The organism is Halomonas sp. GT (assembly GCF_002082565.1).
Lineage (GTDB): Bacteria > Pseudomonadota > Gammaproteobacteria > Pseudomonadales > Halomonadaceae > Vreelandella.
Genome location: NZ_CP020562.1, coordinates 2,211,687 through 2,224,755, shown reverse-complemented (window position 1 = coordinate 2,224,755; position 13,069 = coordinate 2,211,687). Strand labels below are relative to the sequence as shown.

The window sequence follows — 13,069 nt, the reverse complement described above, 5'->3', positions numbered from 1 at the left end:
CCGCTTTCCAATTTTAAGAACTTTCACTGCTGCTTTATTTTTGTCATCTTTTTGAGTTGTGTTCAGTTTTTTTCATCAAAAGCGCCCTGTGCCTGCCAATTCGTGAGGAGCTGATAATAGGGAAGTTTAGAGTGAGTTCTTGAACTGCCAGAGGTATCATAAGAGGATGGTTGAGTGGTTTCTTTTCCTTAACTTAAAAGGTTTTTTGGTTTTTAAGATGCTGATTCTGCATTTTTAATGCTGCTAGGATATATTCCTTTTAATGATTGCAATGATTATCTTCATCGATGAAATAAAGGAGAGAGTTAGACTCTCTCCTTTATTATAAGTTAGCAATAATCTAGATGATGTTAAGACGGCTCAATGTGCCCGATAATGGAATTCTCTAGGAGAAATTTTACCGTCCTGATTCTGATCCATAAATAAGAAGATTTTAGGTAATGTTCCTGACTTAGCCTCTTCCTGAGTAATGTAGCCATCACCATTGGAGTCGAGCCGCTCAAATGTATTCTGGACCACTGAGCCTGAAGAGCTAGGTACCAAAGGTTCATGGGCTTGAGAGCCTTTTTCGGCGTAGACAGTACCTGAAAATAATGCAAGCAACAGTAATAAAGCACCTTTTTGATTTTTCATAGATCTTTTCCTTTTAGTGGTAAGTAATATGAATAATGCTGATGCTATTCTTTTCTTGTTAGTACCATTCCGGCGTGATAAAGCACGCCATCAATAAATTCTCCGTCTGCAGTAAATCCCGTATCATCCCAATACTCTATATAATTGCCGGTAACACGGTAGCGCCCTTCGTAGGCCCTCTCTCTTTTACCCCGGGCTTCTACATAGCGGCCATTCGATTGCAGGTTATGTCGTATGTGGCCATCCTCAGTAACCCACATGCCTATATATGGGTGATTTGTCATGTTTGGATCTCCAGAAATAAATTTTGCACCTGCAGCACTATTCGCTAACATACTGAATAGCAGCGTGTACAGTAGTGCTGCATATGGTAGATTTATTTTAGAAAACATCGCTAATCTCTTGTTTGGACATTTGAACCTCGCTCCGAAAATAGCTGTGAAAGTGCTTGCGAGGCAGCAATAGCACGCGGAAAGCCTGCCGACACTGTTGTCATATAAACAACTTCTTTCAACTCTTCCTCTGACACGCCAATATTCAATGCATAGTTGGCGTGAACGCGCATAATGCTAATTTCACCCAGGGATGCCATTGATGCGACCATTGCGATTTGTCGTGTGCGATCATCAAGTACATTCCTTCCCCAAACATCGCCTAAGGCATAGGCCTCCGTTGCCTCGGCGAGGAAAGGAAATTCCTGCCGCATGGCCTCAAGGTTTGGTTGGGTTTCACCATTATTGAGATGTAGGATTACTGCTTTTCCTCGCTCACTGCGTTCCTCAGTGGTGGTAGCCTCTGCTGACAAGGATAAGAGTAGCGTTGTAGCAAAAAGAAGACTGGTAAAAGTTTTAACTGCTGGTGTAGTGCGTAAAAGCATTGTCTTTATCCTCAGGTTTTAGCTGTTTATGCTTGGCTTGCGGTGGGGCGAACTACAATATCGCTGGTGTCCACTTCGTCGGGTTGGGCAATAACATGGTCAATAGCTGCGGCAATGGCGTGTGGCTTGAGAGAGATCTGGCGAAAATTTTTCATCGCTTCAGCCGCACCAACATCAGTAATAGAGTCAGCTAACTCAGACTCCACAACTCCTGGATAAACGCATGTAACGCGCAGATTGTCATGCTCCTGACGTAATCCATCGGAAATTGCCCGTACAGCGTATTTTGTAGCGCAATAGATCGCGGCGGTGGGTACTACGTAGAGGCCCCCTATAGAAGAGATATTAATTACATGCCCACTGCCTTGTGCCTGCATGGTGGGCAGCACGGCGGCAATGCCATACATTACTCCGCGGATGTTGACGTCGATCATACGGTCCCATTCAGTTACCTTTAGGGAAGCTAAAGGGGAAAGTGGCATGACGCCAGCGTTGTTGATGATTACATCAATGCGGCCATGGAAATTAAGAGCGGCATCGGCAAAAGCCTGTACTTCCTCGCGCTGGGTGACGTCTAGTGATCGACACTCTACGCTGCCGCCTTCGGACCGGATGCTTTGTGCAAGTGCCTCGAGGCGCTCAATGCGGCGCGCACCAATGACTAGATGATGGCCTTGTTTGGCCAGCTGTTGTGCGGTTGCTTCGCCAATGCCGCTACTGGCACCGGTGATTAGAATTACTTTGCTCATCAGAATAACTCCTTAGGAGGAACTTGGGATGACCCTCTTGCATGGCTAAGAAAGTTGTTTCGTGAGCAAAAAGGTCATGCTGTAAGCCTAGGGAGGAGCAGTGAAAGCTGATAGTGCAATTTCTATTGCAGTATTGCCTGATCCTATAGAAATGATATTTTTGACGTGCACTTTGTCTAAAAACTTGCCTAAATATTCTTCTATATAAATAGTGAGGGCTATGAATTGTTGGTGCAATCTGCTTTGAATTCCCATAGGCGAATGATAGAGCTGCTCTATCAGCTAGCGCCAAATGAGGGGTATACACAGTCGCTGCTTAGCGAAGTACGTTTCATGCGCTCGGACCGTCCGTTGAAACTCACCCCGGTGCTGTATGAGCCAAGCATCGTGATTGTGTGCCAAGGAAGCAAGCGAGGCTATTTGGGCGAAGAAGTGTATCTCTATGATGCTATGCACTATCTGGTGCTATCGGTTCCGCTCCCTTTTGCTTCCACAACTGAGGCCAGCTGCGAGGAGCCACTACTGGCCATTTCGATTCAGCTAAACATGTCTGTAGTAGCTGAGCTGGTATTCATACTTGACAAAATGAATGTAAGAGCTAACTGTGCACCACGAAGCATGTATTCTTCTCCGCTCAATAACACCATGGCGGATGCGACACTCAGGTTACTTGAGGCGCTGGCGCTACCTGTAGACGCACAACTACTGGCGCCTAATATTGTGAGGGAGATTTATTATCGGATATTGACCGGCGAACAGGGGGGGAGCGTTCGGGCGGGACTGGCCCAACAAGGCCAATTCGGTAAGATTGCCAAGGCGCTGCTGCGTATTCACTCAGAATATGCAGCCCCTTTAGAGATTAGGGAACTCGCAAGCGATGTAGGCATGAGCGCAGCGTCTTTTCATGTGCACTTCAAGTCAGTGACCCAAACTTCGCCGCTCCAATACATTAAATCTACGCGTCTTCATCAAGCAAGAATGATTATGATTCGCGATGGTTTATCTGCTGCTGCTGCAGGTGCTAAGGTGGGATATGAAAGTGCGTCCCAATTTAGCCGTGAGTTTAAGCGTTTCTTTGGTCGGCCACCTGGAGAAGAAGTACGTGAAATGAAAGCCTCGCTGGCTCTCTTGCCACCTGAAAGAATATCAGATTTGACGTTGCCACATTGAAAACATATGTCAGCGAGGCTGATTTTCTTGCTACTAAGATTTTTTATCTCATGTGATATAAACAGTAAATATAAAATAGGTATTCGACATGGAAGGTATTTAAAATAAACCGTTTTGAATAAATTATTTGGTTATAAGTTGGTGGAGTTGTCATCACTGCGATATCTGATTATCTTTTCTTATGGTCATTGTTAAGCTTTATTTAGTGATTAATCTAGTTTTACTAGTAATGTTATAATTTGTTGCGTAAGTTTCATGGTTTTATTGGTTTATAATAATATATTTGTGTGTGTGAAGCACAAAGCTTAAAGTGTTTGAAATATTTTTAGAATGACTTACTGTAGGTTCGCCACATAGTCTATGTGACCACTATGTCCGATCTTCGTTCTAGTTGCATTCAGTGCCTATTAATATCTTTGGTTTTACTTGGCGATTTAAATCGATTCTGCTAGATGCATTCCTACTACAATATTTGGAAGAAACGTCCGACAAGCTCGGTTGGTTGCTATGTACATTGCGACATGAACTCATGGATGAGGCCATAGGCCTCACTCTCGCCGTGTATTGCCCGATAATCGCCAAACGAGAATTTCCCGCGGGCAGCAATCGATTATTTCCGCCAAACGCCCCGTCAGACTTTGCCGCAAAGTCATGAAGATTGTCCATATTCATGTACATTGATGTCAGTTCTTGTGTCTTCTTCACATTAGATTTTCTCTTTACTATCTAATTTACGTTGATTCATTAGGAGAGCAACATGAGTAAGCCTCAATTTTTTGTGACGTCTGGTTACGGCGAGAAAGCGTTGGAATTACTGAATTACTCGCAGGCGGTGAAAGTCGATAATCGCGTGGAGATATCAGGGCAGGGCGGTTGGGATGATGATTTTCAAATACCCATTTCGCTGGAAGAAGAAATTGAGCAGGCCTTTCGTAATGTGGAGCGCACTTTGAAAACGGCAGGTGCCGGCTGGGAGCACGTGATTCATGTGAACTCTTACCACGTAGGTGGTTTTCCGCCAGAAGTGAATGAAACAATGACACGGCTATACCGGCATTATATGCCAAACCATGCTCCGATATGGACGCAAACGGGTGTTGAGGCGCTAGGTTTACCGACCATGCGCATTGAAATTCGGGTAACAGCGATTATTGCTTAGAATGTAGGTGGCTATCGTTAAAGGTCGCTAGTAACCACTCGATAAATACTTTTAAACGAGTGCTCTGATGACGGTTCGGCGGGTAAAGGATATGAAACTCCATGCGCGGACGAGTCCAGTCGGTCAGTATGGGTACTATCTTGCCATTGTCGATGTAAGGCTGTAAGCAGCGGACGAAGTGCTGACCTATGCCTAGATCAGCTAACATCATCGCCAGTAGGCCGTTACCGTCGTTAGCGCTATAGCTTCCTCCGCTCATTTCAAACCGCTCGGAACCTTTTTCAAGCACAATAGGCATTGGTTGGCTGGTGTTGGCGGTAAAATAGCCCAGCAGTGTATGCTTGGTTTCAAGCTCGCGGGGATGGTGGGGTATTCCATACTTTTCAATGTAGTTGAGCGAAGCACAGGTAACATAGTCGAGCTCAACCAAATGTCGCCCCACCATCGCTAGATCATCTAAACGGCCCGCGCGAATGACGCAATCCACACCTTCACGGATAATATTAACCGCTCGATCGCTAATGCCTAGTGCAACGGTAATATCAGGGTAGTGATGTTGAAAATCTGCCAGGGCAGGGATAAGGAGTTGCGTTGCGAATGTAGCAGGCGCATCAACGCGTATGTGGCCTTGTGGCTTATATTTGTTAGCTCGCATCGCGTTGTCTACAGCATCCATATCTTCTATGAGCCGAAATGCCTCCTTGTAATACTCCATGCCTTCCATCGTTGCGGCGACATTTCGGGTGGTACGGTTTAGCAGCTTAGTGCCAAGATGCGTTTCAAGATCAGATATTAGCTTGCTAATTGTTGAACGAGGAAGAGCTAACTGCTCCGACGCTCGGCTAAATGAGCCAGTTTCCAATACGCGAATAAACGTACGCATTGCTAGTAATTGATTCATAAGCGCTATATCCCTAAGAATCCGGTTAATGACTGCTAATTTAATTTTGAAAGTGAGTATAGCCAAATAATGCTATGATATTAATTGCCTGCATAACCAATAAATGATTTAAAGGTAATTAGCCCAATCCTGCTTCATGTTACGCCGCTTCTCAAAGAGATCTCCACGACGGTAGGCGGCTTCAGCCTTTTTATCTATCACGTGCGCCAACTCATTCTCAACTACATCATACAGTTAGCCTGGTGCTTCTTCAGTCTAGTCGCGAAAGCTTGAGTGAAAACCATGAGGTAAAAAGGTACCTTTTTTCTTCTCTTTTGCTATAGCCTATGCACGATGACGTCACCCCCTGATTGAGCAGCACTACACTTTAGAGTCCGATCTTATGAGTAAGGAGATTGGACATAAAAAAAGCGTTTAAGAGATGAACAGATCATTGGCTTTTTGGGCGAAGCCGAAGCGGGGATCCCCATACATTTGTACTGCTCCGCTATGGGTTGAGTACGCCTCAGCGACAGTGACACACCGCGCTGTGATCTAACCTGGAGGCTGAAGGAGGTATTTCTATTTTCCAATGTTATTTAATTACGTAAATTTTTTAGCAAAAAACATTCGTTTTATTTTATGTCATTTAAAAGTGGGAAAGTTATGTCATTTTGTTATCGCTCCCTCCTTAAGTTCGCATAAATTACCTATTGATATCGCCCGTTTTTACAGTAGTTCTGCGAAAGAGTGTTTTGTCGTGATCTATTAAAAGCTTTGCCACTCTCACGTCAAAAGAGCTATAGCGTGGAAATAGTTAATCAGAGGTTTCCTAGAAATTTTCTATTCATAAGCATTCTAGTTTTCCGAGGGGATTAGCATCATGGCACTGTCCGGATCCAGTCGACGCGAACAGTGCCTTGATGCTACAGATAATCCTAACGTTTAGTGCTTGGCATTCTGTAAAGCCTGTTCTTCGATGTCTCTATCAACAGAAGAGACGTAGTACTCGTCATCGAAAGCGCCTTCTGGCTCCTTGAGCCACACCAAGCAGATAACCCAACTGATGAAAGCGCCGGTGGCGATGATGTAGAAGAACTGCGATGGAGTGACAAACGTAAAGATGGTTAGGTAAACCACCGCGCCAACATTACCGTAAGCGCCGGCCATTCCGGATATCTGCCCAGTGATGCGGCGCTTGATGGAGGGAATGATACCGAAGGTTGCTCCCTCGGCCCCTTGCACGAATATCGAGGTGCCGATGGTCACCGCAATGGCCAGAATCAGTGGCCAACTTGAATTGAGCAAAGCCATCAGTAAGAACCCAACGCTAATGCCAAACATGTAGCACAGCATTACAAAACGCCGGTTGCCCATGCGGTCGGAAACCATGCCGCCCATGGGGCGCGCCACCAGATTGACGAACGCGAATGACGCAGCAATCAGGCCAGCCGTAGCGGCATTCAGGCCCCAGGTCTCCTCAAAGAACATGGGCAGCATCGATACCACCGCGAGTTCAGCGCCGAAGTTGGCAAAATAGGTGCTGTTAAGTGCCGCCACACTGTTGAACGAGTACTTATCATCTTCCGGTACACCCTTACGCAGGATCGGTAGGTTGACTCTCAGGATCTGGACAATCTGATAGATGACGATAGCGATAATGGCGAGATAAGCGATGGTCGCACCGGTAACAGATAAGTAGCCCATATACTGAATACGCCAGACCAGAATGGCGAGTACGCCAACCAGTGGGATCGTCCAGATGATCAGCTTGATCATATCGCCCCAGGAACTCACTTCCATGGCAGCGGATTTGCGTGGCTTACGGTGAGCCTGAGCATCCGGGCCATCGGTAATCGCGAACCAGTAGTAAACACCGTAAGCTGCCATAACAATAGCGCTCTGGGCGATTGCCCAGCGCCAGCCATCGGGGCCGCCATACATGCTCAGGGCAATGGTCGGCAGCGACATGGCCGCGACGGCGGAGCCGAAGTTACCCCAGCCAGCGTAGAAGCCTTCGGCGAAGCCGATGTCCTTTGGCTTGAACCACAGCGCCGTCATGTGAATCCCGACCACGAAGCTGGCGCCAATCGAACTAAGTACCAGGCGCGCCACAAGCAACTGCGTCATGCTGTTACCGAAAGCAAATGCCAACGCCGGTAGCGACATGCTCACCATAAGTACCGAGAACACCCGTCGCGGGCCGAACCGGTCCAATGCCATGCCGACGATGATGCGGGCGGGGATAGTCAAGGCGACGTTGCAGATGGCGAACAGCTTGAGGTCGTCCGTGGTTAGCCAGTCGACGCTCTTGAGCATGCTCGACGCGAGCGGCGCCATGTTGAACCACACGTAAAAGGTAATAAAAAAGGCAATCCAGGTCAGGTGCAAGGCCCGAATTTCGGGGCTGCGAAACTTGAATACAGCGGAAACTTTCATGGTCGTATTGTCCTGTGTCCCAAAGGTGGGCTGTACCAAAGTAGGGGTAGAGGCTGCTCAAGGGCTGGGTAGGATCAACAAGGGACACTCAGCGCGCCGGGCCAGGAACGAACTGACGCTGCCGAAAGTCATGTAGTCGAGCTCATCAACGAAGTAAGTCAATGACTTGGCGATGATGCCGCCATCCGGTTGATGGCTATGGCGTGCAATGACCAGTAGGTCTGGCGAGAGTTTGCGAGTAGCCTGAAGCAGCATCTTGCGCGCATCTCCCTCGGCGAGAAGCTGTTCGGCTTGGAACCCTTCACCGATAGCGAACGCCACACCCTCTTGAAGGTGCTGTTTAACCTCATCCTGCTCCTGCTGAAAAAGCGCTTCGTTGTTATCGGTAGCGTCGAGTGGATTTTCAACCACGCCGACCAGCACCAGCAGAGGTTGGTTACAGCGGAACATATTGACGACCTGGGCGAGCGCCAGCTTAGCGTTTCGCGAACCGTCATAGGCGATCATGATTTTCATGGTGTCCTCCCACAGTGGGGTAGGGGGTAAAGACCCGGAGCTTGGCTCCGGACGTAAAGAAGCAAGCCCTATTTAGGGGGGGTAACGTAGCTCATGGGTTCTTAACGTAGGCACCTTTACGTAAATAGAACCACCAGTTGATGACCAGGCAGATGGCGTAGAAGACAGCAAAGCCATACATGGCAAGTTCTGGTGTGCCGGCCTGAATTTGCTCACCCATTACCCGCGGGGCGATGAAGGCGCCATAGGCAGCGACGGCAGAGGTCCAGCCAAGTACCGGGCCTTTCTGCTGCTGGTCGAAAATCACACCGATGCTGCGGAAGGTAGAGCCGTTGCCGATACCACTGGCGGCGAATAACACGATGAATAGCAGCAGGAACAGCCAAAAGAATTGATTAGGATCGTTGGTGTTATAGGCCTGCATCATCACGTAGCCGGTGGCGACAGAGGCGACTACCATGATCGCAGAGATTATTTGGGTAACGATGGAGCCGCCCACTTTGTCGGAGATCCATCCGCCCAGCGGACGGATCAGAGCGCCCACGAAAGGGCCTATCCAAGCCCAGGTCAAGGCGCTGGGCGCCTCTGGGTTGGCCACGCGAATCAGGGTGCCATCGGCACTGGCTTCCATCATGTTGCCGAAGATGACGTTGATAGAGAGCGGTAGGGCTGCAGAGAAGCCAATAAAGGAGCCGAAGGTCAGAATATAGAGAATGGTCATTGACCAGGTGTGCTTATTGGAAAATATCGCGAATTGCTTCTGGATATTGGGCTTGATATCGCCAGGAATCAGGCGCAACAACACCAGGGTTAGAACAATGGTTAGCGGCAGGGCAATCCACATATTAAGCCAGCTGAGAGCCAACATGCCGATAATCGCGGTCACCATGCCGACGCCGTAGAGGCCTAATATTTTGCTGAAAGCCGCCAGCGGCGAACCAGGGTTGGGCGTAATAGTGCGGAGATTATTCATGCCGAACCAACCGGCGAACGCTAACGGGATCAGAAATACAAGCCAGATAAAGCCAGCATTCTGGATCCAGGTATCGGTACCTGCTTCGATCCGGCCGATCAACGTGCCGCTAGCGCTTTGCAATTCCATCGGCAAGCCGGCCATAGCGCCGAAAATACCAACTGTCATTACCAGCGGAATCACAATTTGCATGGTAGTGACGCCGAAATTACCGAGGCCAGCATTCATGCCCAGGGCGTAGCCTTGCTGCTTACTGGGATAGAAGGTGGAAATGTTGCTCATTGAGCAAGCGAAGTTACCCCCGCCGATACCCGAAAGTAACGCCAACGCCTGGAATACCCAGAACGGCGTGCTTGGGTTCATCAAGGCGATACCAGTACCGGCAGCGGGGATCATCAATAGCGCGGTGGTGAGGAAGATAGTGTTACGCCCGCCTGCGATGCGGATCATGAATGATGCTGGGATGCGCAGTGTGGCACCTGCTAGACCGGCAAGCGCGGTCAGTGAAAATAGCTGGTTAACCGTGAACGAAAAACCCAGGTTCTGCATCTGGGTGGTAATCATTCCCCACATCATCCAGACAGCGAATCCCATCAGCAGGCTGGGAATGGATATCCATAGGTTGCGGTTGGCGATGTGCTTGCCTTCCTGTTCCCAGAATTGGGCGTCTTCGACATCCCACTTCTCAATGTCGGCGTTTCTCTTACTCATGGCGATTTCCCCTTGGCATCAAACCTATCTGCATGTAGCAGTTAAACAGCAAGATACGCTTGAGGAAGAAGTTGGGGAATAGGTGTAAATGGCAGTAAAATCAGCGACATACCTCTTGAGAGGTAGTCGCTGAAAAGCCTGGATTCGTTGATTTTAAAGAGAAAAAATCGGAGGGTGGTAAAGGCGGGTCAGGGCAGAAGTACTCTGTGAATCTTTGGAGGTAACCACTCAGAATCGACTAGTGATCGATACCTGCCTGAACTGCCCAGACGGCGGCTTCGACACGTGAACGTAAGTTGAGCTTTTTGAGCAGATGCTTGACGTGAACCTTGACCGTACCTTCGGTAATATCCAGCTTGCGTGCGATGAGTTTGTTGGAGAGTCCGCCAGCAAGTTGCTGCAGAATTTCACGTTCACGCTGCGTTAGACTATGAATATCGGGGGTGGTGGGCGCATTGCGCTGATTACGCAGCGCTTCAGCGAGTAGGGCGGTCAGGCTTTCGCTGATGACCATGCGTCCCAAAGCAGCCTGACGCAACTGGCGAACCATGTCTTCAGGCTCCATGTCCTTTAGCAGGTAACCGTCGGCACCGTTATGGAGTGCCGCGACCACATCATCCTCATGGTCGGAAACTGTGAACATCACCACACGACCGCTATAGTTGGCTTCCCTTAGGCGGCGCAAGGCTTCTAAGCCATTGACGCCCGGCATGTTTAAATCAAGTAACACTAAGTCAGGCTCACGTTTGAGGGCCAGTGCAATGCCTTCTTCAGGGTCGCCCGTCTCGCCAACCAGTTCAAGATCGTCCTCTAGCTCAAGCAATTGAGCGACGCCACGCCGTAGTAGTGGGTGATCATCAATAATCATCAAGCTGGCGGGTGTGTCGTTGGCAGTGGTCAGCGTCATTAAGAAGTCCCTGTACCTAAGTGAGAGTCTGAGGCAGCTGTAACAGGCTGCTGTTGAATTAAGCGAGCGGTCAACGGGGTGAAGGCTACCTCAATGCTGGCCCCCCCAGCAGGGCGATTGGTGATACTTAACTCTCCGTTCAGGGTAGTTGTTCGGTCGCGTATGATCACCAAACCGTAGTGCATAGGTGGCGAGCTATCGTCTTCCAGGCCGATGCCGTCATCCTCAATACGCACTAGCAGGCGCGCATCGGCGAAACGCACAGTGACCCCAGCCCAGTGGGCTTTAGCGTGCTTGTGGGTATTGGCCAGCGCCTCGCGAATGATCTGCAGCACGTGAATTTCTTCATTGGGGTTAAGTAGGTAAGGCGGTACATCATAGTTAAGCTCGACCGTTACCTCCATGCGCTGGCTAAATTCTTCGACGGTCTGGCGTAAGGCAAATTGCAGCCCCGGCCCCTCAAGTTTGAGTCGGAAGGTGGTGAGTAGCTCACGCAATTGACGATAGGCGCTGTTCAATCCAGTACGCAGCTCGTCGAATACTTCAGACTGCGCCTCTCGGGTAGCTTCTTTTTGCTGCATGCGTTCGAGTCGAGCAACCTGCATTTTAAGATAAGAAAGCGATTGGGCTAGCGAGTCGTGAAGTTCGCGCGCAATGATGGTTCGCTCGTTGATCAGCGTGACGTGCTGTTGCTCCTCGATACGCCGCTGCAGGTACACCGCCGTAGCAAGCTGGTCGGCTAACATGGTGAGCAGCCGATGGGTGCTATCGTTGAGACGCTCCTGGGGATACCACACTTCGAGTGTGCCTAGCAGCGTGTCGCCAACGCTGATAGGTAGCAGTAAGCATTGGGACTGATTATTAGACACCATCTCCAAGGGGCGGGGGTCGATCAGGCAAGCGTGGCAATCCTGGTCACGGCAATACTCTGGTCGGCTACGTGAGTGGGTTTCCAAAACTGGCATTACCCGCTGGTCGAAAGGATCGTTTAGGGAAAGCCGTATCGGTCCGATATCCAGCAGCTTTTCCAGTTCTCGCAACATAGGTGCTGCGCTGGAGCAAAGGTCATTACCGCCGCCATACAGCGAACGGCTAGCATCATGCATCACTCGTAGCGCCTGATTACTGCGCTCAAGCTCCTGCTTCTTGCGCGACACCTTGTCTTCCAATGCGGCGTAACTTGTTGCCAGCTCAGTAGACATCTTATTAAAGGTGTGGCCCAGCAAAGCCAACTCATCACTGCCGCGGAGGTCTGAACGTGGCTTGAAGTTGCGCTGGGCAGCTTCACGGGCAAGAACCATTAGTTGACGCAAAGGGACTACCAGGTTGTAGCGAACATCGTAAAGAGCTATCGAAACCACGATGGCGATCAGTACCAGGAAGAGCACTTGCATCATCCCCAACAGCCTCACCTTGGCCTCGGTGCTCTGCTCCAGATAGGTTACTAGCACCTCAATGTCACTGACCATCGCAACGATCATCATTTCTAACGTAACGAGGTCAAGCGCTGTGGCATCGGCCGGAGCCTCTAGTGCGGGGCGCAGTGAGTGCTGCCAGTAGTTCTGAAGTTTTTCCAGTTGATGGCGGCGCTCATGACGATCATCACTGGGGATCGTTTGTTGAAGCGTTGTGCCATGCAAACGTTCATCGAAGCGTGTTATGAGACCTTTGAGCTGCTCTTGATTTGTCTCCTCTGGGGCATACTTTAGGCGCTGTAAGGCTCCCATGATTTGATAAGCATTCATGCGTAATGAGCCAGCGACGTTAATCGCGGCAGCATCGCCACGGCTACTGTTAGACATTGCCATGGTTAGGGTGATGCTGATGAGTGCCATCCCGCCAATGGCAAGCAGAGACGCAATGATGCGAGCAACCAGGGAGCGCTGAAGTAATTTCATAGCATTTCCGATAGCGCGGAAGAGGTCAGGGAGTGTGGCATTGTCTGCATTCCGATACGAGGGCTATTCCTTTGGGGGTAGCCGGGCTACCTCCGATGCCTTTTGACCTACGCCCAGTACTTACCGACAATTCTGGCATGTCTTCCGACGTCTTTAT

Annotated in this window: 12 protein-coding genes; 2 read left to right on the top strand and 10 right to left on the bottom strand. The window is 49.4% G+C overall.

What is annotated here, in order from left to right:
* Positions 1-360: 360 nt before the first annotated feature.
* The 4 genes from B6A39_RS10450 to B6A39_RS10435 are packed head-to-tail and all read right to left on the bottom strand — an operon-like array spanning position 361 to position 2,259.
* Positions 361-633, bottom strand: coding sequence for an EF-hand domain-containing protein (locus tag B6A39_RS10450; protein ID WP_083005139.1), 273 nt, complete (start codon positions 631-633; stop codon positions 361-363).
* 44 nt (positions 634-677) lie between these two features.
* Positions 678-1,025 (bottom strand): Atu4866 domain-containing protein, encoded by a 348-nt coding sequence (locus B6A39_RS10445; protein WP_083005136.1) that lies wholly within the window; start codon positions 1,023-1,025, stop codon positions 678-680.
* 2 nt (positions 1,026-1,027) lie between these two features.
* Positions 1,028-1,510, bottom strand: coding sequence for a carboxymuconolactone decarboxylase family protein (locus B6A39_RS10440; protein ID WP_083005133.1), 483 nt, complete (start codon positions 1,508-1,510; stop codon positions 1,028-1,030).
* A 26-nt stretch (positions 1,511-1,536) separates the two neighbouring features.
* Positions 1,537-2,259: an SDR family oxidoreductase gene (locus tag B6A39_RS10435; protein WP_083005129.1), complete on the bottom strand. Its 723-nt coding sequence runs from the start codon at positions 2,257-2,259 to the stop codon at positions 1,537-1,539.
* Between the two features lie 261 nt (positions 2,260-2,520).
* On the opposite strand from B6A39_RS10435, the gene B6A39_RS10430 reads away from it, so the two are divergent.
* Both B6A39_RS10430 and B6A39_RS10425 read left to right on the top strand, forming a co-directional pair.
* Positions 2,521-3,429 carry an AraC family transcriptional regulator gene (locus B6A39_RS10430; RefSeq protein WP_083005125.1) on the top strand — a complete coding sequence of 303 codons (909 nt, stop codon included), beginning with the start codon at positions 2,521-2,523 and terminating at the stop codon, positions 3,427-3,429.
* A 757-nt stretch (positions 3,430-4,186) separates the two neighbouring features.
* Positions 4,187-4,588: a RidA family protein gene (locus tag B6A39_RS10425; protein ID WP_083005122.1), complete on the top strand. Its 402-nt coding sequence runs from the start codon at positions 4,187-4,189 to the stop codon at positions 4,586-4,588.
* Here B6A39_RS10425 and B6A39_RS10420 read toward each other — a convergent pair.
* The 6 genes from B6A39_RS10420 to B6A39_RS10395 form a co-directional block, all read right to left on the bottom strand.
* On the bottom strand, positions 4,578-5,489 hold the full coding sequence (locus B6A39_RS10420) for a LysR family transcriptional regulator (RefSeq protein ID WP_083005118.1): 912 nt from the start codon (positions 5,487-5,489) through the stop codon (positions 4,578-4,580). The genes B6A39_RS10425 and B6A39_RS10420 overlap by 11 nt on opposite strands.
* A 924-nt stretch (positions 5,490-6,413) precedes the next feature.
* Positions 6,414-7,907 carry an MFS transporter gene (locus B6A39_RS10415; protein ID WP_009724646.1) on the bottom strand — a complete coding sequence of 498 codons (1,494 nt, stop codon included), beginning with the start codon at positions 7,905-7,907 and terminating at the stop codon, positions 6,414-6,416.
* A 57-nt stretch (positions 7,908-7,964) separates the two neighbouring features.
* Positions 7,965-8,423, bottom strand: coding sequence for a universal stress protein (locus B6A39_RS10410; protein WP_083005114.1), 459 nt, complete (start codon positions 8,421-8,423; stop codon positions 7,965-7,967).
* Between the two features lie 91 nt (positions 8,424-8,514).
* Complete coding sequence (locus tag B6A39_RS10405; protein ID WP_083005110.1) at positions 8,515-10,107, bottom strand: antiporter; 1,593 nt, start codon at positions 10,105-10,107, stop codon at positions 8,515-8,517.
* A 238-nt stretch (positions 10,108-10,345) separates the two neighbouring features.
* The gene (gene narL / locus B6A39_RS10400; RefSeq protein WP_083005107.1) at positions 10,346-11,014 is read right to left on the bottom strand and encodes a two-component system response regulator NarL; all 669 of its coding nucleotides are present in this window, start codon (positions 11,012-11,014) and stop codon (positions 10,346-10,348) included.
* Positions 11,014-12,912: a type IV pili methyl-accepting chemotaxis transducer N-terminal domain-containing protein gene (locus B6A39_RS10395; protein ID WP_083005103.1), complete on the bottom strand. Its 1,899-nt coding sequence runs from the start codon at positions 12,910-12,912 to the stop codon at positions 11,014-11,016. Before B6A39_RS10395 ends, narL begins: the two co-directional genes overlap by 1 nt.
* Positions 12,913-13,069: the final 157 nt, after the last annotated feature.

What these genes read in the sequence shown, in the direction of transcription:
- B6A39_RS10450 (WP_083005139.1), bottom strand. Translation starts at nt 633, where the DNA reads ATGAAAAATCAAAAAGGTGCTTTATTACTGTTGCTTGCATTATTTTCA.
- B6A39_RS10445 (WP_083005136.1), bottom strand. Translation starts at nt 1,025, where the DNA reads ATGTTTTCTAAAATAAATCTACCATATGCAGCACTACTGTACACGCTG.
- B6A39_RS10440 (WP_083005133.1), bottom strand. Translation starts at nt 1,510, where the DNA reads ATGCTTTTACGCACTACACCAGCAGTTAAAACTTTTACCAGTCTTCTT.
- B6A39_RS10435 (WP_083005129.1), bottom strand. Translation starts at nt 2,259, where the DNA reads ATGAGCAAAGTAATTCTAATCACCGGTGCCAGTAGCGGCATTGGCGAA.
- B6A39_RS10430 (WP_083005125.1), top strand. Translation starts at nt 2,521, where the DNA reads ATGATAGAGCTGCTCTATCAGCTAGCGCCAAATGAGGGGTATACACAG.
- B6A39_RS10425 (WP_083005122.1), top strand. Translation starts at nt 4,187, where the DNA reads ATGAGTAAGCCTCAATTTTTTGTGACGTCTGGTTACGGCGAGAAAGCG.
- B6A39_RS10420 (WP_083005118.1), bottom strand. Translation starts at nt 5,489, where the DNA reads ATGAATCAATTACTAGCAATGCGTACGTTTATTCGCGTATTGGAAACT.
- B6A39_RS10415 (WP_009724646.1), bottom strand. Translation starts at nt 7,907, where the DNA reads ATGAAAGTTTCCGCTGTATTCAAGTTTCGCAGCCCCGAAATTCGGGCC.
- B6A39_RS10410 (WP_083005114.1), bottom strand. Translation starts at nt 8,423, where the DNA reads ATGAAAATCATGATCGCCTATGACGGTTCGCGAAACGCTAAGCTGGCG.
- B6A39_RS10405 (WP_083005110.1), bottom strand. Translation starts at nt 10,107, where the DNA reads ATGAGTAAGAGAAACGCCGACATTGAGAAGTGGGATGTCGAAGACGCC.
- narL (WP_083005107.1), bottom strand. Translation starts at nt 11,014, where the DNA reads ATGACGCTGACCACTGCCAACGACACACCCGCCAGCTTGATGATTATT.
- B6A39_RS10395 (WP_083005103.1), bottom strand. Translation starts at nt 12,912, where the DNA reads ATGAAATTACTTCAGCGCTCCCTGGTTGCTCGCATCATTGCGTCTCTG.